The sequence below is a fragment of the Bradyrhizobium diversitatis genome, from assembly GCF_016031635.1.
In the GTDB taxonomy this organism is placed as follows: Bacteria; Pseudomonadota; Alphaproteobacteria; order Rhizobiales; family Xanthobacteraceae; genus Bradyrhizobium; species Bradyrhizobium diversitatis.
The window spans coordinates 1-21,203 of sequence record NZ_JACEGD010000065.1 but is presented as its reverse complement, the minus strand read 5'-3'; the positions used below and the strand labels follow the sequence as shown (position 1 = coordinate 21,203).

Sequence of the window (21,203 nt, the reverse complement as noted above, 5' to 3'; positions counted from 1 at the left end):
GTCGATCCAGTCCCAATCGACCTTGCCGGCAAGCTGAACCAGCTCGTGCTTCATATTGATGATCTGGTCCAGCCTGGCCCGGAACAGATCGCCCGATTCCGTCGTCCTGTGCTTCTTCGGTCGCATCGCCACCTCCGATGCGACGACGGAATCATGACTGGCGATTCGACGGAATCCTGAAAATGAAATTGCAAGGTTCCGATGCCCCAAGCATCAAAACCCTGCAATCGCAAAACAGCCCACAAAGACAAATGCGATTCTAGCTCAATCGCTTAGCCGCTCTTCACGGACGACTATCTTGGTCGGCGGATCGACTTCGAGATAGTTCGCCTCGGCGCCGGCTTCATACAGCGCAACGCGCGTCGCCATGGAGCAGGCGAGCGGCGAGAAATAGACATCCATCTGTAGCCTCCTTGGGCAATTCTTGGAAGTTTCGCTCAACCTGGCCAGATTGATTTTTGTACTGTCTTGCATAATATATCCGCGGTCAAGGATTAATTTGCAAAATGGTACAAAAATCGAAGCTGCCAATTGCTGCCGGCCAGCCCAAGCGCCGCGGCCGTCCGCGCGCCTACGAGCCCGATGTCGCGCTCGGCAAGGCGCTCGACCTGTTCCGCAGGCAGGGCTTTGCCGCGACCTCGCTCGACGATCTCAGCGAGGCCACCGGCATGAATCGACCGAGCCTCTACGGCGCCTTCGGCGACAAGCGCGAGCTCTACATCAAGAGCTACCAGCGCTACCGCGAGGAAGCGCGGGCCTCCATGGCCGCGATCTTTCGCGAGGAAATGCCGCTGCGCCAGCGCCTGGAGCGAATCTTCGCCTCCGCGCTGAACATCTATCTCTCCGGCGAGACCGGCCCGCGCGGCTGTTTCACGGTGGTGACGGCGGCGTCCGAGGCGGTGAGCGATCCCGAGATCCGAGCCATGGTGCTCGACGGACTCACCGAGCTCGACAAGGCTTTTGCCGGTTGCTTCCGCCGTGCCAGGGAGAAGGGCGAGTTGCCGGAGAGCGCCGATCCGGCCGTGCTGGCGCAGATCGCATCAGCGACCGTGCACTCCATCGCCGTCCGTTCGCGCGCCCGCGTTCCGCGCAAGGAGCTGGAGGCGATCGTGAAGGGCGCGATCGATATGATGGTGGGCGCGAAAGCGTAGGCTGCCGTCGCAGCCAGGCGGAGACACCGAGCCTGAAGCGCCAGCGCTGGCGAAATCCAGGGGCTTAGTAGCCCCTTGCCCGATCCACCACATTCTCCAGCGCTCCGCCGGCCTCGAACCGTCCGATCTGCTCGGCGACATAGGCCGAGATCGCGTCCGCGTCGGTGTCGGCCGCGTTGTGCGGCGTCAACACCACCTTGGGGTGGGTCCAGAAGCGGCTGTCCGCCGGCTGCGGCTCCTGCACGAAGACGTCGAGCGAGGCGGCGCCCAGCGTGCCGTCGTCGAGGCAGGCCAGGATGTCGGCTTCATTCTGAAGGCCGCCGCGGCCGGCATTGATCAGCACGGGCGCGCCCAGCGGGCTGTTGCGGTTGAGCTTCGCGAAGACGTCGCGGTTGAGGACGCCGTGCGTGTCCGGCGTCAGCGGCAACAATGACACCAGAATGTCCGTCTTGCGCAGGAACGCGTCCATGCCTGCAGTGCCATGGAAGCATTCGACGCCCTCGATCGTCCGCGGGCTGCGACTCCAGCCGGCGACACGGAAGCCGAGCCGCCGCAGCACATTGGCCGCATCGGCTCCCAGCGTGCCCAACCCCATGACGCCGACGGTGATCGCGCTCGCTGGCCACTGATATTTCGGCTCCCAGCGTTTCTCGCGCTGCGATTGCCTGAGGTAAAGCTCCTGGCGGTGGTGCATCAGCACGTGCAGCACGACATATTCGGTCATGCGATTGGTGAGATCGGGCACGGCGACGCGCACCAGCGGCACATCGGGCAGGCTCCTGTCCGCCATCAGCGCGTCGACGCCGGCGCCGAGATTGAAGATCGCGCGGAGATTAGGGAACGCACCGAGATCGCCCGGCACCGGCTTCCACACCGCGGCATAGTGCACCTCCGCCGGGTCGAGCCCGGCATTCGGCAGCAGCACCACGCGACGGTCCCCGCAGACCGCTTTGAACCGGGCCTTCCAGCGCTCCGGCAGCCAGTTCTGCTGCGTGCTGTTGATCAGGACGGCCAGTGTGCCCAGGGTCATTCGAAGTGCCTCGTTGGTTCCGTTTGAGAAGGCCCTCCTTGGCACGATCCGCCGGATTTTTCTTGCAAATTTTTTCCGCAGCCGTGTCGGCGCGGGGCATATTGGCGCGTCTTCAGAACAGACGAGGAAAGTTTCGCCCATGCTCTACGCCATTCTTTGCTATCACGACGAGGATTTCGTCGGCTCCTGGAGCAAGGAGCAGGACGAGGCCGTGATGAAGAAGCTCGCCGTGGTGCAGGAGAAGCTCACCAGGCAGGGCCGGCTCGGACCGGTGGCGCGGCTGTTGCCGACGACCGCGGCGGCGACCCTGCGCAAGGAGGACCCGCCTCTGGTGCTCGACGGTCCCTATGCCGAGACCAAGGAGCAGCTGCTCGGCTTCTACATTGTCGACTGCAAGAATCTCGACGATGCGCTCGACGTCGCGCGCGAGCTGGGCTCTGCCAATTCGGGCGGCGCCTACGAGGTGCGTCCCGTCGGCGTGTTTAGGCCCGGAGGAAACCTGACGTGAGCGAGACCGACACCGCCTGGATCGAGACTGCGCTGACCTCGGCGCGACCCCAGGCGGTGGGCGCGCTGCTGCGCTATTTCCGCGATCTCGACACGGCCGAGGAGGCTTTTCAGAACGCCTGCCTGCGCGCGCTCAAGTCATGGCCGCAGAACGGACCGCCGCGCGATCCCGCAGCCTGGCTGATCATGGTCGGCCGCAACGCCGCGATCGACGAGGTGCGCCGCGCCCGTAAGCAGCAGCCGCTGCCGGAGGACGATCAGGCCATCTCCGATCTCGATGATGCCGAGGGGGCGGTGGCCGAGCGGCTCGACGGCTCGCACTATCGCGACGACATTCTGCGGCTGATGTTCATCTGCTGCCATCCCCAGCTGCCGGCGACGCAGCAGATCGCGCTGGCGTTGCGCATCGTCTCAGGCCTCACCGTGAAGCAGATCGCACGCGCCTTCCTGGTCTCGGAAGCCGCGATGGAGCAGCGCATCACGCGGGCCAAGGCAAAGGTCGCCGAGGCCGGGACGCCGTTCGAGGCGCCCGGCGCGGTCGAGCGTTCCGAGCGGCTCGCCGGCGTCGCCGCCATGATCTACCTGATCTTCAACGAAGGCTATTCGGCGAGTGGAGACACTGCGGAGATCAGGAAGCCGCTGTGCGAAGAGGCGATCCGGTTGGCGCGGCTGCTGCTGCGGCTATTTCCGAGCGAGCCGGAGATCATGGGCCTGACGGCGCTGATCCTGTTGCAGCACGCCCGCAGCGCCGCGCGCTTTGCCGCGGACGGATCGCTGATCCTGTTGGACGATCAGGATCGTTCGCTGTGGAACGGCACCATGATCGCGGAAGGCCTCGCGCTGATCGACAAGGCGATGCGTCACCACCGCAGCGGTCCCTATCAGATCCAGGCCGCGATCGCCGCGCTGCATGCGCGCGCAGCGACGCCGGAGCAGACCGACTGGACGCAGATCGATCTGCTCTATGGCGCTCTGGAAGTGGTGCAGCCGTCACCGGTGGTGACGCTTAACCGCGCGGTCGCGGTCTCCAAGGTGCGCGGGCCAGAGGCCGGGCTCGATCTGATCGAGCCACTGGCGCCGAAGCTTGCCAACTATTTCCATTTCTACGGCGTGCGCGGAGCCTTCCTGATGCAGCTCGGCCGCAACGACGAAGCCCGCGTCGCCTTCGATCGCGCCATTGCGCTCGCAAACACCTCGGCCGAAGCCGCTCACATCCGCATGCATCTCGATCGCCTGATCCGGGACAGCCAGCCGAAGAAGGCCAATGGCGGCGCCAGGCAGGGCGCGAAGGCGACGTGATGGTTCGCCGTCATTCCGGGGCGGTCCGCAGGACCGAACTACGGTGCGCAATTGCGTACCTGAGAATCTCGAGATTCCGGGTTCACCCTTCGGGTGCCCCGGAATGACGGCAGAATAATTTCGCCTTCGAATTGTCGGCCCCAGCCATCCCCCTTCGTCCTGTGCCCGTATCCACGGAGCCCCTCATGCTGAAAGCCATTGCCGTCATTGCCGTTCTGCTCGCCGCCGGGCTTGCGGGCATCCTCATCTTTGCTCTTACCAAGCCCGACACATTCCGCGTCGAGCGGTCGCTTGCCGTAAAGGCCCCGGCCGATGCGATCTATCCGCTGGTCGCCGATTTTCACCGCTGGACCGGTTGGTCACCCTATGAGACCCGCGATCCCGCCATGAAGCGGACGTTCGGCAGAACCGCGGCGGGAAAGGGTGCCACCTATGCCTGGGACGGCAACAACAATGTCGGTGCCGGCCACATGGAGATCCTGGAGGCGAACGGGCCCTCCAGGCTCCGCATCAAGCTCGATTTCGAACGGCCATTCGAAGGGCACAACACCGCCGAATTCACCTTTGTGCCGCAAGGCGATGCCACTCTGGTCACGTGGGCGATGTACGGTCCGGCCCCGTTCCTGTCCAAGGTCATGCAGGTGTTCGTCAACATGGACAGCATGATCGGCAAGGATTTCGAGGCAGGTCTCGCCGGCCTGAAGAAGCTCACCGAGAAGCAATAAATCTCACTGCAAGCGAAGAGGAGAGAAACGATGCTCAATCCCTATCTGTTCTATCAGGACACTTGCGAAGCGGCATTCAACTATTACGCCAAGGTTCTCGGCGGCAGGATCGATGCGATGATGCGCTCATCGGATGCACCGCCGGAGGTGCCGGCCGCGCCTGGGCGCGAGAAGATGATCATGCATGCACGGATGTCGCTACCCGACGGCAGCGTGCTGATGGCCTCCGACGCGCCGGCCGAGCACTTTCACAAGCCGCAGGGCTTTTCGATCTCGCTCACAGTCAAGGATCCCGCAGACGGCGAGCGCAAGTTCAACGCGCTCGCCGACGGCGGCTCGGTCACCATGCCCTTCGGCAAGACGTTCTGGGCCAAGGGCTTTGGCATGTGCGTCGACAAGTTCGGCATTCCCTGGATGGTGAACTGCCCGGCGGAGGGGATGTGACGGGCACGGCCGCGCCCGCGATCCGTTGAGTTGCGATCCCCTCTCTCCAACGCTGCGGGAGAGGGGACACGCATGGACTCCTTACCTCACGCACCGATCGGCTGTTTGTTCTCTCACCGGATTGATCCGGTGACGTTCTGGCTCGGCGGCGACGACTCCACGCAGCGAGGGCAGATCAGGAGCTTGGTGCCGAGCCGCCTGTCGTTCTCCGCCTGTATTTCGTCATGGACCGCCCACCACGCCTGCGAATATGGCTGCAAGGTGCCGAGCACGCGCTCCCGCTCCTGATTGGGATCCGGCGCCGCGGGCGCGGGATTCGCCACGCGCCGCTTCGCCACATGCGGACGGTTCGGATCCTTGCCAAGACCGTCCCACGCGATGGGGCGACGTTCCTGCGCTGGAGCGCCTGCGCAAGCTATCAGCGCTGTGCAAAAACTGAGCAAGATGAAGCTGTGTCGAATCATGCCGGGGCCTTTGCTGCGTATGCGACGCGCAATCCGCGTGAAACACTTCGCATCACGTCAGTTTAATGGAACTCAAAGCAAGCGGACCAGCCGGCATGGCCGAATACGAATCAGAATTTCATACTACCTTGCGCGCGGAGTGAGGCCACTTCGTGAAGCCGACTGCACCGCACAACAATTGGCGCAATATTGGGCTGTGATCTGCACAACAGAATCGCTAACTTTGCTTCATAAAACTTAAAAACTAGGGCGGGGCGACTTGGAAGGGAGCGACCGATGGCGGCGGCGCTACAGATTAACTTTGCTCTTTGGGGAATGGTCATTTGCGTGAGCATGAAGCTCGCGCCAGTGGTCCAGACTTTGTTCTAGAGCATGATCCGGAAAAGTGCGCAGCGGTTTTCCGAAAAGACCATGCTTAAACAACAATCTAAAGCGCGACAACGATTCATCCTAATCGCATCGCGCTTTAGATCGCGAGTTCTTTGACGACATCGTGCCGCGGCTTTCGACGATGGTCAGTGCCGGTCGCGGGTGATCGCGAGACTATGAACGACGACTTCGTCACCGACATCGCGGATAGATCGCGGCGAGGTCGCGCCCCTTCAACAGCAGCAGCCGTGAGCTCAGGCCGCCGCGGCGGCTGATCCAGTCGCGCACCGGGCCGGGATAGGCGGCAAGCACCGCGACCGATGCTTCCGGCTCGGCATAGAAGCGCCCGCGCCGGTCCACGGAGCGCGCGGCGTGGAAACCCAGCACCGCGCGCTTGGTGACGCAGATGCGCTCGCCCGGCACGATGCTCAGCACCAGCGTGCAGGCGGACAGGCAGGGACCGTCGATCACCACGCGTTCGCCGCTCTCGCGCACTTTCTCGAACAGATCGAGGAACGGCCCGACCTGTCCACCCGGCGACTGGATGATACGGATCTCGGCCGCCGCGGGCGTGACGCCGAGCAGCGCGGATGCAAGCATCAGGGCTCTGAGGAAGGCGATGCGTCGCATGAAGCTCTCCACCAACTCGCTTTCGTAGGGTGGGTTAGCCGACGGATGCGCGAAGCGCAGTCCGTTGGCGTAACCCACCATCTTTCTCGCCGAGTGAAAAGAGGTGGGTTACGCCCTGCGGCCGCGCTTCGCGCAGCCGCAGTGCCAACCCACTACAAGATCCTACCCGTTCCGTCGTTGCCCGCGCAGCGTTGGCAGGCCGATACCCGCTGCATCGAAGCCGCCATCAACGGCCAAAATTTGTCCGGTGATATAGCTCGCGCTCGCCGAGCACAGGAAATAGATTGCTTCCGCGAGCTCCTCTTCCAGGCCGTAGCGGTTGAGCGGAATGGCGTCGTGATAGTCGGCGCGGATTTCCTTGGTGTGAACCTGCTTCGCCATCGCTGTGTCGACCGGCCCCGGCGCAACCGCATTGACACGGATGTTGAGGGAGGCGAGCTCGACCGCGAGCTGCTTGGTGAGGTGCGCAAGGCCCGCCTTGCTGGTGCCGTAGGCCGAGCGCAGCGTCGAGGCGCGCACCGCCGAGATCGAGGTGATGTTGACGATGGCGCCGCCGTGGCCCTCGCGCATCAAGGGCACGGCCGCCTTGGTGCAGAGGAACGGCCCGGTGAGGTTGACCTCGAGCACGCGGCGCCAGTCAGCGTCGGACGTCTCCATCAGCGGCGCGAACACCGCGATGCCGGCATTGTTGACGAGGGCATCTAGCCGGCCGAACCGGCTCTCGACCGCCGCTATCGCATCGCTCACGGCAGTTCCGTCCGAAACGTCGCAGGTCAGCGCCAGCGTCGCCTCGCTCTTGCCGATTTCGGCGACCGCTCGGCCGAGCAGTTCGCCCTCGATGTCGAGCAGCGCCACGCGCCAGCCCTCGGCCAGGAATTTCTTCGCGGTCGCAAGCCCGATGCCGCGTGCGGCTCCGGTGACGAGGGCGACTTTCTGCAGGGCTTGCGGCATTGGCTGATCTGTCCTGTGTCCGGGAGGGGCGCGCGAGCGCCGGCCCCTTTTACTTCGCTTTGGTTCCGGCACGAAAGGCCCGCGCCGTGCCTATCGAGCCCGATTGGGCCCTGAATGCCCCTGCCGCAGTCGCGCTTGCGCGCCTCCAAATAATTCCTGTCCCGCTGTCGGCACGGCAGAAGGTCGTTCGTCTTAGAGCGGGGTGCGGGCCAGCTGTTTCCGCCCGCGGGACAGATGGGAATGATTGAGAGCAGCGAGGAGGTTCCATGCGGTTCATGATGCTGATGATCCCGCTCGGCTACGAGGCGGCACCGCCGGACGTTCAACTCGATCCCGAGCGTGTCTCGGCGATGATGCGCTACAACGAGGCGCTGAAGGATGCCGGCGTGCTGATCACGCTCGACGGCCTGCATCCGCCATCGATGGGCGCGCGCGTCTCCTTTGCGACCGGCAAGCCCATGGTCACCGACGGCCCCTTCACTGAAGCCAAGGAAGTGCTGGGCGGTTACTGGATGATCGAGGTCGCCTCGCGCGAGGAAGCGATCGCCTGGGCGAAGAAGTGCCCGGCCTCGGCCAACGAAATCATCGAGATTCGGCAGGTGCAGGAGGTGACCGACTATTCGCCTGAAGTGCAGGAGGTCGTGGCCGGGTTTGGCGACCTCAAGAAGTAGACGACAGCCGCGACCGTATTCCGACCAACCAACCAAAGGAGATATCCATGAGCGCCGAACATACATTTCTCGCCGTCTATCTCGGCAGCACCACCGGTGCCAAGATGGCGGCTTGGCGCGCCCTGCCGGAGGCCGAACGGAAGGCTAGGGAGCAGGAGGGCATGGCTGCCTGGCACGGCTGGGTCGAGAAGCACAAGTCCGTCATCGTCGAGATCGGCGGCCCGCTCGGCAAGACCCGCAGGATCGACGTGAGCGGCGTCACGGAGGTCAGCAATGCGCTGACCGGCTTCACGGTGGTACGCGCCGCCTCGCAGGAGGAAGCTGCCAAACTGTTCGAGAACCATCCGCATTTTGCGATCTTTCCGGGCGAGGCGATCGAAGTGATGCCGGTGCTGCCGATTCCGCAGATGTAGCATCAGTGGGTGGCCGTCGTTCCGGGGCGGTCCGCAGGACCGAACCCGGAATCTCGAGATTCCGGGTACGGCTCTATGAGCCGCCCCGGAATGACGGGGATGTACGAGTTAATCACACCCGATTCCCGCTAGTGACCTTCACGCCCGGCTCATGTAAAGGTCGTTCACATGAGCTGGCGCAAGGAGCACGGCCGCGCCGAGCGCGGCTATCACCACGGCAATCTGAAAGAGGCCCTGTTGCAGGCCGCTCTCGGGCTGATCGCCGAGAAGGGGGCGGCCGGCTTCACCTTCGCCGATGCCGCGCGCATGGCCGGCGTCAGCGCCGCGGCACCCTATCGGCATTTCCGCGACCGCGATGAGCTGCTGTCCTCGATCGCCCAGCGCGGTTTCGAGCAGTTCGAGGCGCGCCTGAGCGCGGCTTGGGACGACGGGCGCCCTGACACGGTCACCGCCTTCGAGCGCGTCGGCAAGGCCTATCTCGCCTTCGCCCGCGAGGAGCCGGCCTTCTACAACGCGATGTTCGAATCGGGCGTGCCGGTCGATGCCAATGCCGCACTTCAGGCCGCCAGCGAACGCGCCTTCAATATCATTCGCGCCGCCGCCGAGCGGCTCGCGGCGCTGACGCCGCCCGGCACGCCCCGCCCGCCGGCGATGATGATGGCGCTGCACATCTGGTCGATGGCGCATGGCGTGGCTTCGCTGTTCTCCCGCGGCGATGCCGCGCGTCGCAAATTGCCGATGTCGCCGGACGAGCTGCTGGAGGCCGAGGTGCTGATCTATCTGCGCGGGCTCGGCTTCCCGATCGACCGCCGTCCGGCCACGAAGGGAGCCGAGCCGCCGCCGGTGCCGCCGGAGGCTTCCTCCGGTTCGGGCGTGCCGCCGGGCGGCCCCTGGGGCAAGCCGAAATAAAGTTGCGCAAATATTCCGCGCGCCTGTCAGGCGCTCGGCTTGACAAAATCGCGGGATGGTTTAGCTATGTAAATGTTATTTACATTCACAACGGCGCAGGTGCCGTGATGGAGATGGGAAATGGCCTACACCGCTGATGTCAATCGATGGCGCGGCCCTTCGGACCAATACCAACAGTACGAGCGTCCCCGCATGCTGGATACGCCCTGGCATCCCGGCTGGATTGCCGTAACCATCCTCGGCTTCATCATCTGGTGGCCGATCGGACTTGCCCTTCTCTTTTTCACACTCGGGAGCAGAAGAATGTCGTGCTGGAGCCACCAGGATCGCTGGCAGAACAAGATGGAGCGGATGCAGTACAGGATGGATCGCATCCGCGACCGCATGGAGCGCCGCGGCTTCGGCTTTGGCTTCGGCCCGCCGTCCTCCGGCAACCGCGCCTTCGACGAATATCGCACCGAGACGCTGCAGCGCCTCGAGGAAGAGCAGCGCGAGTTCAAGGATTTCCTGACCCGTCTGCGTCACGCCAAGGACAAGGAAGAGTTCGACCAGTTCATGGCGCAGCACAAGACGCGTCCGACCCCGCCGCCCACCGACCAGCAGCAGGGCTGACATCCAAGCCTGACGCCTCTCAAAGCCTTCAGGCGCATGCCCCCAAAGTCCTGATGGCCCCGAGCCGCCCGCCTGCGCAACCCGCAGGCGGGCGGTTTGGCTTCGGCGTGTTCGCGCTAGCGGGAGAGGCCGGATAGCTGCGCGAGAGGACGCGCATCCCGTGGGCACCGCTGGCGCCTTGATCCGGACCGCCTATATTCGCTGTCACAGATGCACGCGGATCGGAGGCGACAATGCCGGAAGCTGCGGTAGACGCGAGCGACGACCTCTGGCCGGCGATCCGCCGCGAGGCGCAGCGTGCGGCAGCTGCCGATCCCTTCTTCGGCAAGACGCTGGCCGGCGCCATCCTTACCCATGACGATTTCGCCGCGGCTCTGGCCGACCTGATCGGGCGGCGGCTTGGCAGCCGCGCCGAACGCGCGCGCTTCACATTCTTTTCCCGCGACGCCTTTCACGACGAGCCGGACCTGATCGAAGCTGCCGGCAGGGACCTCGCGGCCATCGCGCGTCGCGACCCCGCTGTCACCGATCTGCTGCCACCATTGCTGCACTACAAGGGTTACATCGCGCTGCAAGCCTGGCGCGTCTCGAACTGGCTCTGGCGTCATGACCGTCGCGACGCGGCGCTGCTGTTTCAGAACGAGGCGTCGAACGTGCTCCAGGTCAGCATTCATCCGGCTGCCAGCATCGGATCCGCCGTCTATCTGGACCACGCCACCGGCATCGTGATCGGCGCCAACGTCGTCATCGGCGACGACGTCACCATCCTCCAGAACGTCAGCATCGGCCGCAGCAGCGAACTGCCGGCGCGCTCGCCGCGCATCGGCCGCGGCGTCTACATCGGCGCGGGCGCGAGCATTCTCGGCGACATCAGCATCGGCGATCTTGCAAAAATCGGCGCAGGCACTGTTGTGACCGGCGACGTGCCCGCCGGCTGCACGGCGGTCGGCAATCCGGCGCGACTGACCAACTGCCCCGAGACGGTCTCGGCCGCCTGACGCGCCCTCGCTGAGAGCATGCGTTCCCACGGCTCTCGCACGCTCGCTTTGACGCTTTCTCGGCGCCTGTTGACGTGAATCAAGCCGCGCGCATCGCGAACGCGATGTAGTTCGCCGGGCAGAGGCGAGGAGCACGACGATGGCGAACGCAAGGATTCTCGTGGTCTATTATTCCCGGACCGGTACGACGCGCAAAGTCGCTCAATCCCTGTCGGCTGCGCTGTCCTGTGACAGTGAGGAAATCGCCGAGGCTGGTAGCCGCGAGGGGATATTCGGTTATCTGCGCTCGGCCATGGAAGCGCGACGGCAGATCCCATCGCGCATCGCCGCCACCGTCAGGGATCCATCTCTCTACGATCTCGTTGTAATCGGAACCCCGGTCTGGGCCTGGTCGCTGTCTTCGCCCGTCCGTGCCTACCTGCTCGCAAACAGCTCGAAACTGCCTGCGGTGGCGTTCTTCTGTACGCTTGGCGGGGCCGGCAGCGATCAGGTGTTCGGGCAGATGCGGGAGCTCGTCGGCAAGCAGCCCCTTGATTGTCTTTCCCTCACTGCGCGCGACGTGGCATCGGCGAACCACGCACCGCGGCTCGCCACGTTCGTCGAGGCCATACAGCGGGCCATTGGGAACGGGCGCAGCAGTGCAGCGACGAACGCGGCCTGAGCGGAGTTCGAAACCAGGTTCCGGGACCGCGGGTCTTGTCCCTCGATCTCCCCGCCAGATGCCGCCGCCCCGGGGCCGCCGGGCCAAATCCTTGGTCCACCTGCCTTTCCGGCAGCCAAATTTGCTGCCGGTAACCGCGCATTAACCAACGCCGGGCTCTGGTAATTGCGGACAGTCGCGCCCAAAGCCGTGTCGAGGCCCATAGTTTTGACATCTTGGCGGGGAATGCAGGCGGCCGGCTTTGGACGAGCCCTGCACCCCAGAAAGAACAAGGCTTTGAGCGGACTTGCCGGCCGCGCCGGCTCTAGCGCGGCTGTTGGGGAACACCGGCAGCGATTTGCTGGCCGAAGGACATTAGGTAACGATCGCCTTGAGAGGATACTGCTTATGAATCCGGCCGACGTGGCTCAGTCAGCCCTTCCGGTTGCCGCCTCCGCCGACGTGTCGCTGATTGCGCTGTTTTGGCAGGCTCACTGGATCGTGAAGGCGGTGATGCTGGGACTTCTGTCCTGCTCGGTCTGGGTCTGGGCGATCGCCATCGACAAGATCTTTCTTTACGCGCGCACCCGGCGCTCGATGGACCGGTTCGAGCAGGCGTTCTGGTCCGGCGAGTCGATCGAGGAGCTCTATCGCACGCTCTCGGCCAAGCCGACGCATTCCATGGCGGCCTGTTTCGTGGCTGCGATGCGCGAGTGGAAGCGTTCTTTCGAAAGCCATGCGCGCTCGGTCGCGGGCCTGCAGATGCGCATCGACAAGGTGATGAATGTCTCGATCGCGCGCGAGGTCGAACGGCTGGAACGCAGGCTGCTGGTGCTCGCGACCGTCGGCTCCGCCGGCCCCTTCGTCGGCCTGTTCGGCACGGTCTGGGGCATCATGTCGAGCTTCCAGTCGATCGCGGCGTCGAAAAATACCTCTCTGGCGGTTGTCGCCCCCGGTATCGCGGAAGCGCTGTTTGCGACCGCCGTCGGCCTTATCGCCGCCATTCCTGCCACTATTTTCTACAATAAGTTCACGTCCGAGGTGAACCGGCAGGCCCAGCGGCTGGAGGGCTTCGCTGATGAATTTTCCGCCATCCTGTCGCGTCAGATCGACGAGCGGGGCTGACGGACGGCATGTAAGGAGCGTTTTCGAGCGAAGTGGATACCGGTTCGCGTGAAGAAAACGCGTCAAGGCAAGAATCCAGAGCCCCGTTCCGATTTCATCGGAACGGAATTGGCTCTACTGTGAAGGGCAATTTGGGCACTCGATCATGGCGATGAACGTTGCGAGCTCATCCGGAGGCGGCGGACGCCGCGGTCGGCGCAAGCCCGTCGTGGCCGAAATCAACGTCACGCCGATGGTCGACGTGATGCTGGTGCTGCTCATCATCTTCATGGTGTCGGCGCCGATGCTGACGGTCGGTGTGCCGCTCGACCTGCCGCAGACCCAGGCCAAGAGCCTCGAAAACAACGACCAGAAGCCGATCCAGATGTCGGTCGACATCAAGGGCAAGGTCTTCATCAATGATGCCGAGATCGCGCTGAACGAACTGGTGCCGAAGCTCAAGGCGATCACGGATGCGCGGGGCGGGCTCGAGGAACGCATCTACCTGCGCGCCGACAAGAAGGCCGATTACGGCACGGTGGCCAAGGTCATGGGCCTGCTGTCGGGTGCCGGATTCAAGAAGCTCGCCCTCGTCACGGAAGCGGATCAGGGGTAAGCGGTGAAGGTGAACATCGACAAGACACTCGTTGCGTCGATCGCCCTCCACGTCCTCGTGCTGGGATGGGGGCTCGTCACCTTCAGCAGCAAGGCCTACATCGCGCCGGAAGAGTCGCTTCCGGTTGACATCATCTCTTCCGATCAACTCGCGAAGATGATGGCGGGGCAGAAGACCGGGAAGAAGGAAGAGCCGAAGCCCAAGGTCGAGAAGATCGCGGAAGCCAAGCCCGAGGAAGATGCCGTCGGCAAGGTCACCGAGAAGAAAGAGCTGATCAAGACCAACTCGACGCCGGAGCCGCCGCCGAAACCCGTCGAGAAGCCGGTCGAGAAGAAGCCCGAGCCGCCGAAGCCGGTGACCGAGGCGAAGCCAAAGGAAGAGCCGAAGCCGCAGGAAAAGAAGCCTGATCCGGCCAAGGAAGATCCGATCGCCGAGCTCCAGAAGAAGCTGGACACCAAGAAGCCGCCGCCCAAGCCCGTGGAGCAGAAGGTTGCGGCGGTGCAGCCGCAGCAGCAGCCGAAGCCGAAGGAGCGCACCTTCGACCCCGCGCAGATCCAGCGCGACCTCGACAAGCGCGCCACGACACGGCACGAACTGACTGGATCGGCGCTGAATGCGTCGGCGTCGTTGGGAGCGGCGACCGGGACGGCCGTCGCCAACGTCGCGACCTGGCGCGGTGCTTTCCAGGGCGCGGTCAAGCGCTGCTTCACGCCGACCTATAACGGGCAGGATGCCGACCAGTATGAAGCCGACATCGACATTCCCATGAAGATCGACGGATCGTTGGCTGCCGAGCCGATCGTCGTCGCTGTGCGGGGACCGTCGCGGTCGATCGCGCAGGCGGTGGCGGAGAGCGCCAAGCGCGCCATCGTGCAGTGCCAGGTCTATTCGTTCATGCCGAAGCAGCAATACGAGAGCTGGAAGCTCATTCCGATGACTTTCGGTCTGAAAGATATGTTGTGACATCCGAACAAAAGAATTTTGCGATGAATGACGCCCGATCGATGAACCGCCGCCGCTTCATGACCCTGACCGGGTCGACGCTCGCGATGCTCGGCGGCGGACACGCCTTCGCTCAGGGGCAGCCGCGACTGCGCATCGATCCCACCGAGTTTCAGCCGGTCCCGATCGCGATCACCAATTTTGTGCCGGGCTCGCCCTCCGACGGCGACGTCGGCAACGGTGTCACCCAGGTCATCACTAACAATCTGAAGCGCTCGGGCCTGTTCGCGCCGATCGACCAGGCCGCCTTCATCGAGCGCATCAGCAACATCGACGTCGCGCCGCAATTCCAGAACTGGAAGACCATCAACGCCCAGGCCCTCGTCACCGGCCGCATGACGCGGCAGCCGGACGGCCGGCTCAAGGCCGAATTCCGCCTGTGGGATGTGGTCTCCGGCCAGCAGCTTGCCGGCCAGCAATATTTCACCTCGCCCGAATATTGGCGCCGCATCGCCCACATCATCTCCGACCAGATCTACGAGCGGATGACCGGCGAGAAAGGCTATTTCGACAGCCGCGTGGTGTTCGTGGACGAGACCGGGCCGAAGGAGCGCCGCGTCAAGCGGCTCGCGATCATGGACCAGGACGGCGCCAATGTGCGCTATCTGACCCGCGGTTCCGACCTCGTGCTGACGCCGCGCTTCTCGCCGAACTCGCAAGAGATCACCTACATGGAGTTCGGCCAGGGCGATCCGAAGGTCTATCTCTACAACATCGAGACCGGCCAGCGCGAGATCGTCGGCAACTTCCCCGGCATGACCTTCGCGCCGCGCTTTTCGCCGGACGGCCAGCGCGTCATCATGAGCCTGCAGCAGGGCGGCAATTCCAACCTGTTCGTGATGGATTTGCGCTCGCGCTCGACCACGCGCCTCACCGACACGCCGGCCATCGACACGTCTCCGTCCTACTCGCCGGACGGCACCCGCATCTGCTTCGAGTCCGATCGCGGCGGCCGCTCGCAGATCTATGTGATGGCGGCGGGCGGGGGCGCTGCGCAGCGCATCTCCTTCTCCAAGGACGACACCAACGCCACCTATTCGACGCCTGTGTGGTCGCCGCGCGGCGACTACATCGCCTTCACCAGGCAAGGCGGCGGGCAGTTCTCGATCGGCGTCATGAAGCCGGACGGTTCGGGCGAGCGGCTGCTCACCTCCGGCTTCCACAACGAGGGCCCGACCTTCTCGCCGAACGGCCGCGTGCTGATGTTCTTCCGCGATCCCGGCGGCAATGGCGGGCCGTCGCTGTACTCGGTCGACATCTCCGGCCGCAACGAATTGAAGGTGCCGACGCCGGGCTTTGCCTCGGACCCGGCATGGTCGCCGCTGTTGTCCTCGACGTCGGGCTGACGGGAGCGCAGCTAAAACATCGCGTGTTCAGACGCGCGATGTTTTCGAAAAAAAGCGCCGATTTTTTCGAGTTCGCAGCGCACGGCAAGACTTCCTTCACCTTGTGCCCGGCAAGGCTTGCCTAGCTGCTTGATATCTAAGCGAAAATCGGTTCGCTATTGCCGAAAAACAACTCGACTTTAACGATGTTCCCTCAGAAAGGCTTCATCTCAGTTGGGTTAGAACTACGCGCCCAACCAGGACGCGCGTACACACCAACATGCAGTTCGCTAGCCAGAGCGGAGAGCAGGAGGAACAGGCCTCGCCGACGATTTCGGCGGCGCTGACCGATTCGCTGTTCGAGGCGCCCGGCACGGTGCTTACCGGCATAGTGTTCTCGGCGTTCTCGGCCTCCTTGACGGCGCTCAAGACGGGACAGACGCTGCTTTGGCTATTTGTCCCGCTGCTCATTCTTGCGGGAGCCATACGCGCCTTCGATTTGAGCCGGTACCAGGCCAGAAAATCGGTTCTGAGCGCAGAACAAGCGGCGCGTTGGCAGCAGCGCTACCAGATCGGAGCGCTCATCCAGGCCGCCGCCATCGGTCTATGGTGTTCCACGACCCTGCTGAGCAATGAGGACGCCATTGCTCACATGATTGCCCTCTCGGTCACCACCGGAATCGTGGCGGGAGGAGCGGGGAGAGCTTACGGACGGCAGTGGATATTTCGTCTGCAGGCCACCTTGATATTCGGACCGGCCGTGATCGCGCTGGCGCTTCACGCCACGCCTTACTACATGGCGATGTCGGTCGTGTGCGCCGCGTTCCTCCTCTCGGTCATGCGGCTCTCCGGCAATCTGCACAGGATATTCTTGCGCGCCGTTGTCGCGCGCGAGCGCGAGGCCGCGCTCGCCGGCCAGTTCGACACGGCCCTCAACAACATGCCGCACGGGCTCTGCATGTTTCGCATCGACGGCCAGCTCGCGGTGATGAACCACCGCTTTGGCGCGATGATGAATCTGCCCGACAATCTCACCCAGACCAGCACGACTGCGCGCGACATCATCGCCGCATGCGTCGAAGCGGGATCGATTTCGGCGGCCAGCGGCGAGGCGATCATCTCCGACATCGAAACCGCCCAGGCGAACGAAATCATCACCGCCGACCCCGATCCGCACAGGAATCGTTCGCTGTCATGGACCGTCCAGCCGATGGCTGATGGCGGTGCGGTTTTGCTGCTCGAGGACATCACGGAGCGCCGCAACGCAGAGGCCAGGATCAGCCATCTGGCCCGCTACGACGATCTCACGGCGCTGCCGAACCGCGTCAATTTTCGGGACGAGATCGAGCGTTTGCTCGCAGTCGCGCGCCATTCGGAGCGTCTGTCGGCTCTGCTCTTCGTCGATCTCGACCAGTTCAAGCAAGTCAACGATACGCTGGGTCATCCCTGCGGCGATCAGCTTCTGTGTGCGGTCGCCAATCGCCTGCGCGAGATGCTGCGCCCCGAGGATTTCGTCGCCCGCTTCGGCGGCGACGAGTTCGTCGTCTTCCAGCAGAACATCTCTTCACCGGAGGACGCCTCGGCGCTTGCCCGCCGTATCGTCGAACGCCTGAGCGAGCGCTACCGTATCGAAAATCATCTGGTCGAGATCGGCGCCAGCGTCGGCATCGCGCTGACTTCCCCGGGCGAGATCAGCGCCGATACGCTGCTCAAGAATGCCGACATGGCATTGTACCGAGCCAAGGCCGACGGCCGCGGCACCTTCTGCTTCTTCCGCGACGAGATGGCGGCGACCGTCGAGGCCCGTCGCATCCTTGAGCTCGACCTGCGCAAGGCGCTCTCGAACGAGGAATTCGAGCTGTTCTACCAGCCATTGGTCAATCTGAAGTCCGGCAAGATCACCACCTGCGAGGCGTTGCTGCGTTGGAATCATCCGGTGCGCGGCACGGTCTCGCCGGTCGACATCATCCCCGTCGCCGAGGACATGGGCCTGATCGTCGATCTCGGGCGCTGGATCCTGCGCCGCGCCTGCATGGAATGCATGAAGTGGCCGGACGGCGTCAGCGTTGCCGTCAATTTCTCGCCACAGCAATTCCATCAGCGCGACGTCCTGAGCGAAATCCGCTACGCGCTCGAAGTGTCGGGCCTGCCGGCGCATCGACTGGAAATCGAGATCACAGAGTCCTCGCTGCTGCGCAACACCCAGCTCACTCACGACATCCTGTCGCAACTGCGCGCGCTCGGCGTGCGTATCTCGCTCGATGATTTCGGCACCGGCTATTCCAGCCTCAGCTACCTGCACAATTTCCCGATGCAGAAGGTGAAGATCGACCGCTCCTTCCTCGAAGGCATCGATACCGACCGGCCGCTGACGCTGCTGCGCGGCGTCGCGCGGCTGTCCGCCGACCTCGGCATGGCCGTCGTGGTCGAAGGTATCGAGACCAACGAACAGCTCGAGCTGATCAGCGCCGACGGCACCGTGACGGAAGGGCAGGGTTACCTGTTCAGCCGGCCGGTTCCGGCGGTGCGCGTCCGTCAATTGCTCAATGCCTCGCATGGCCGTCGCATGCCTGACGACCAGCTCGCCATCGCGTCGTCGCGATCGGCCTGATCCTTTCGTCGCGGCTCCTTCATTGCAATCGGCTCCCGCCAGCTCCGTAGTCTTGCGGGCCCCAAAAGGTTAACCCTAACAACTCTAATGCTTTGCAATTTCGTTAAGGAACCATTAATCTGCTACTACTCGCGGAAGTTGCTTTGAGTTTAGAGGTAGCAGATGAAGTCCGGAGCCGAACCGAGCGCGGCGCTCCTTCCACGCGGCGCCGCGTTGTTTGACCGCATCGATTACCGACTCATCGAAACTCCCGAGGACAAGGACAACCTGTACTTGATGCGCTACCGCGCTTATCTGCAGGCCGGACTGATCCCGCCGTCGGAGTCGCAGCGGGTGACGGACCGTTTCGACGACGCGCCCAACGTCTGGAATTTCGGCGTCTACGTCGACGACGAGCTCTGCAGTTCCGTTCGCATCCACGTTCTGACGTCCGAATGCCGGATGTCCTACACTACGGAGGTGTTCGGCGACGTCCTGCATCCTCGGCTGGATCGGGGCGAGGTCTTTGTCGATCCGTGTCGATTCGTTGCCGATCCCGAAATGCAACAGCGGTTCCCCGAACTGCCTTATCTGACGGTCCGGCTTCCCTTCGTTGCCTGCGAGCATTTCAATGCCGATGTCGGGCTCTCGATGGTGCGGACCGATCATCAGGCGTTCTACCGCCGCGTGTTCCTGTCCGAGACTCTCACCGAGCCGCGTTCATTTCCGGGCTGGCCGACGCAGAAGGCCGTGCTGATGGCCTCGGATTATCCCAAGGTCCGGGAAAAGATCCTGACGCGTTTCCCGATCATGCGCTCCAGCGCGTTTGAGCGGCGCATGCTGTTTACACGCAGCAACGCGCGCCAGACTGTAACGCGGCCGGCGCTGGTGACCACGCCGCGGAACCGGGATGTGGCGGCTCCGGCGGTCGGTTCGGCCTACTAGGGGGCGGTCCCCCTCTCGATTCAGCTCAAAATTCCTGCAGAAGCCGGCGCTTTTGCCGGCCGGCGCGGCTTGCCTTCACCCTGGCGCCACATTTACAACTCATTAACCATGACGGTTGCTTTTCGCTGACTGGGGGCATTTGAGCGGCTGAGGCAAGGTTCCGTCAAGGTTGACGGAACGTTCGCTTAACCAACCCCCTGTAGACCGGACAGCAGTGGACTAACGTGAGCGTGGAGGCTCCGGAATGAAACATCCTATGCGTATCCTCCAGGGATTGAAGCTGGCCGCGGTGCTCGCCGTCGCGCTGTCGATGGGCGCCTGCGCCAACAAAAATGCCGCGACGGATGCGATGGCCAATGCGGCGACGCCCGGCAGCCAGCAGGATTTCGTCGTCAACGTGGGTGACCGCGTGTTCTTCGAAAGCGACCAGACCGATCTGACCCCGCAGGCGATCGTGACCCTGGAGAAGCAGGCGCAGTGGCTCCAGACCTATCCGCGCTACAGCTTCACCATCGAAGGTCATGCCGACGAGCGCGGCACCCGCGAATACAACATCGCGCTCGGCGCCCGGAGAGCCCAGTCGGTGCGCTCGTTCCTCGCCTCGCGCGGCATCGATCCGAACCGCATGCGCACGATCTCCTACGGCAAGGAACGGCCGGTCGCCGTCTGTAACGACATCTCCTGCTGGTCGCAGAACCGGCGCGCCGTCACCGTCTTGAACGCGAGCTCCTGACGCTTCAGTCAGCCGCCGTTCAGCTTCGGAAATGGACTATGCCGGCGCCCTCTCGGGCGCCGGTTTCGTTTCAGCATTCTGTGACAGAAACCGCTTGGTAGCAGTCACATTTTTGGCGTACTCCACTTCAATGTGGGGCGCGTCGAATGTTCCGTCGCAGGCCATTTCGCTTTTGTCGTCAGGGCAAGATGTCATCCAGAATTAAGGTCTTTACCGGCACCGTGGCGACTGCCGCGCTGCTCTCTTTGTGCTCGCCCGCACTTGCGCAACCGGTCTTCGCGCAGTCGGATGATGCCGACCCCGAGATGCGGATCGAGCGGCTGGAGAACCAGCTGCGCCAGCTCACCGGCCAGAACGAAGAGCTGCAATATCGCAATCGCCAACTCGAGGAGCGGCTGCGGGCGCTCGAAGGCGGTGCGCAAGCCGCGCCCGGCCAGGCACCGAACGTTGCGGCGATGCCGCCCGCCCAAATCGCACCAACCCAGGTCACGCCGGGCTATCGCCAGCAGCAGCCGGCCGCGCAGCCGAATTACGAGCAGCCGCAGATCGCCGCCCCTGCGCCGATCATTCAGGAGCAGCCGGCGCCCGGCGCACCCGGTACGCGCCGCCGCGGCGATGCGTTCGATCCGAACCAGAACCCGAACGCGCCGGGTGCGCCGCGCGCGCTCGGCGGCGGGCAGCAGCCGATGCCGGCGGGAGCCGGTGCCGGCGGCCGCAACCCGGGCGAGCCGCTCGATCTCGCCAACACCAGCCCTCGCTACCAGCAAGGCGTGCCGCCCGCCGCGCAGCCCGGCTATCCGCCGGCCCAATCCGGCTATCCCGCGCCGGCCGCCAGCGGCGGCGGCCTGACCACCCTGCCGCCCTCGGCGACGCCGCGCGACGAGTTCGACCTCGGCATCGGCTACATGCAGCGCAAGGACTATGCGCTTGCCGAGCAGACCATGAAGAATTTTGCGCAGAAGTTTCCGAGCGACCCGCTGGTCGGGGACGCGCAATACTGGCTCGGCGAGAGCTACTTCCAGCGCCAGCAATACCGCGACTCCGCGGAAGCCTTCCTCGCCGTCACCACCAAATA

The 21,203-nt window shown here is 63.9% G+C and carries 23 protein-coding genes and 1 pseudogene; 19 read left to right on the top strand and 5 right to left on the bottom strand.

All coding sequences use genetic code 11. From position 1 onward, the window contains the following. Positions 1–282 precede the first annotated feature (282 nt). Positions 283–402 (bottom strand): annotated as a pseudogene (locus tag H1B27_RS37970) (thioredoxin domain-containing protein); the annotation flags it as partial. Between the two features lie 104 nt (positions 403–506). Between H1B27_RS37970 and H1B27_RS37965 the strand changes: the two are divergent. After that, positions 507–1,151, top strand: coding sequence for a TetR/AcrR family transcriptional regulator (locus H1B27_RS37965; RefSeq protein WP_197969560.1), 645 nt, complete (start codon positions 507–509; stop codon positions 1,149–1,151). Between the two features lie 64 nt (positions 1,152–1,215). On the opposite strand, the gene H1B27_RS37960 is transcribed toward H1B27_RS37965, so the two are convergent. Beyond that, positions 1,216–2,181: a 2-hydroxyacid dehydrogenase gene (locus tag H1B27_RS37960; RefSeq protein ID WP_197969559.1), complete on the bottom strand. Its 966-nt coding sequence runs from the start codon at positions 2,179–2,181 to the stop codon at positions 1,216–1,218. 139 nt (positions 2,182–2,320) lie between these two features. Between H1B27_RS37960 and H1B27_RS37955 the strand changes: the two genes are divergently transcribed. From H1B27_RS37955 to H1B27_RS37940, 4 genes are all read left to right on the top strand, one after another. After that, positions 2,321–2,689, top strand: a complete 369-nt coding sequence (locus tag H1B27_RS37955; RefSeq protein ID WP_197969558.1) for a YciI family protein — start codon at positions 2,321–2,323, stop codon at positions 2,687–2,689. Further along, positions 2,686–3,987 (top strand): RNA polymerase sigma factor, encoded by a 1,302-nt coding sequence (locus H1B27_RS37950; protein ID WP_197969557.1) that lies wholly within the window; start codon positions 2,686–2,688, stop codon positions 3,985–3,987. Before H1B27_RS37955 ends, H1B27_RS37950 begins: the two co-directional genes overlap by 4 nt. Before the next feature lie 185 nt (positions 3,988–4,172). Then, positions 4,173–4,712, top strand: coding sequence for an SRPBCC family protein (locus H1B27_RS37945; protein WP_197969556.1), 540 nt, complete (start codon positions 4,173–4,175; stop codon positions 4,710–4,712). A gap of 30 nt (positions 4,713–4,742) precedes the next feature. Then, a complete protein-coding gene (locus H1B27_RS37940) occupies positions 4,743–5,156 on the top strand; it encodes a VOC family protein (RefSeq protein ID WP_197969555.1) in 414 nt (137 codons plus the stop codon). A gap of 113 nt (positions 5,157–5,269) precedes the next feature. On the opposite strand, the gene H1B27_RS37935 is transcribed toward H1B27_RS37940, so the two are convergent. From H1B27_RS37935 to H1B27_RS37925, 3 genes are all read right to left on the bottom strand, one after another. Next, complete coding sequence (locus tag H1B27_RS37935) at positions 5,270–5,620, bottom strand: hypothetical protein (protein ID WP_197969554.1); 351 nt, start codon at positions 5,618–5,620, stop codon at positions 5,270–5,272. Between the two features lie 561 nt (positions 5,621–6,181). Further along, positions 6,182–6,619, bottom strand: a complete 438-nt coding sequence (locus tag H1B27_RS37930) for a hypothetical protein (protein WP_061881225.1) — start codon at positions 6,617–6,619, stop codon at positions 6,182–6,184. Positions 6,620–6,781: 162 nt separating this feature from the next. Continuing rightward, the gene (locus H1B27_RS37925) at positions 6,782–7,570 is read right to left on the bottom strand and encodes an SDR family NAD(P)-dependent oxidoreductase (protein ID WP_061880863.1); all 789 of its coding nucleotides are present in this window, start codon (positions 7,568–7,570) and stop codon (positions 6,782–6,784) included. A gap of 266 nt (positions 7,571–7,836) precedes the next feature. Between H1B27_RS37925 and H1B27_RS37920 the strand changes: the two genes are divergently transcribed. From H1B27_RS37920 to H1B27_RS37855, 14 genes are all read left to right on the top strand, one after another. After that, the gene (locus H1B27_RS37920; RefSeq protein WP_197969553.1) at positions 7,837–8,241 is read left to right on the top strand and encodes a YciI family protein; all 405 of its coding nucleotides are present in this window, start codon (positions 7,837–7,839) and stop codon (positions 8,239–8,241) included. Positions 8,242–8,288: 47 nt separating this feature from the next. Next, positions 8,289–8,654: a YciI family protein gene (locus H1B27_RS37915; protein ID WP_061880861.1), complete on the top strand. Its 366-nt coding sequence runs from the start codon at positions 8,289–8,291 to the stop codon at positions 8,652–8,654. 168 nt (positions 8,655–8,822) lie between these two features. After that, positions 8,823–9,563 (top strand): TetR/AcrR family transcriptional regulator, encoded by a 741-nt coding sequence (locus tag H1B27_RS37910; protein WP_197969552.1) that lies wholly within the window; start codon positions 8,823–8,825, stop codon positions 9,561–9,563. Positions 9,564–9,683: 120 nt separating this feature from the next. Then, positions 9,684–10,175, top strand: coding sequence for a DUF2852 domain-containing protein (locus tag H1B27_RS37905; protein ID WP_197969551.1), 492 nt, complete (start codon positions 9,684–9,686; stop codon positions 10,173–10,175). Positions 10,176–10,408: 233 nt separating this feature from the next. After that, on the top strand, positions 10,409–11,173 hold the full coding sequence (locus H1B27_RS37900; RefSeq protein WP_197969550.1) for a serine acetyltransferase domain-containing protein: 765 nt from the start codon (positions 10,409–10,411) through the stop codon (positions 11,171–11,173). 139 nt (positions 11,174–11,312) lie between these two features. Next, the gene (locus tag H1B27_RS37895) at positions 11,313–11,834 is read left to right on the top strand and encodes a flavodoxin family protein (protein WP_197969549.1); all 522 of its coding nucleotides are present in this window, start codon (positions 11,313–11,315) and stop codon (positions 11,832–11,834) included. A 387-nt stretch (positions 11,835–12,221) separates the two neighbouring features. Further along, entirely contained in the window at positions 12,222–12,938 is a 717-nt protein-coding gene (gene tolQ, locus H1B27_RS37890) for a protein TolQ (protein ID WP_028180156.1), read from the top strand. A 145-nt stretch (positions 12,939–13,083) separates the two neighbouring features. Further along, positions 13,084–13,533, top strand: a complete 450-nt coding sequence (gene tolR, locus H1B27_RS37885; protein ID WP_027573098.1) for a protein TolR — start codon at positions 13,084–13,086, stop codon at positions 13,531–13,533. Between the two features lie 3 nt (positions 13,534–13,536). Next, a complete protein-coding gene (tolA, locus tag H1B27_RS37880) occupies positions 13,537–14,496 on the top strand; it encodes a cell envelope integrity protein TolA (protein ID WP_061880856.1) in 960 nt (319 codons plus the stop codon). A 41-nt stretch (positions 14,497–14,537) separates the two neighbouring features. Next, positions 14,538–15,881: a Tol-Pal system beta propeller repeat protein TolB gene (gene tolB, locus H1B27_RS37875; RefSeq protein ID WP_061881224.1), complete on the top strand. Its 1,344-nt coding sequence runs from the start codon at positions 14,538–14,540 to the stop codon at positions 15,879–15,881. Between the two features lie 259 nt (positions 15,882–16,140). Next, positions 16,141–18,471, top strand: a complete 2,331-nt coding sequence (locus H1B27_RS37870; protein ID WP_197969548.1) for a putative bifunctional diguanylate cyclase/phosphodiesterase — start codon at positions 16,141–16,143, stop codon at positions 18,469–18,471. Between the two features lie 162 nt (positions 18,472–18,633). Beyond that, on the top strand, positions 18,634–19,395 hold the full coding sequence (locus tag H1B27_RS37865) for an N-acyl amino acid synthase FeeM domain-containing protein (RefSeq protein WP_197969547.1): 762 nt from the start codon (positions 18,634–18,636) through the stop codon (positions 19,393–19,395). Between the two features lie 244 nt (positions 19,396–19,639). Next, on the top strand, positions 19,640–20,128 hold the full coding sequence (pal, locus tag H1B27_RS37860; protein ID WP_018641585.1) for a peptidoglycan-associated lipoprotein Pal: 489 nt from the start codon (positions 19,640–19,642) through the stop codon (positions 20,126–20,128). A gap of 188 nt (positions 20,129–20,316) precedes the next feature. After that, positions 20,317–21,203: tetratricopeptide repeat protein (locus tag H1B27_RS37855; RefSeq protein ID WP_197969546.1), on the top strand; the 887-nt coding region annotated here is incomplete at its 3' end.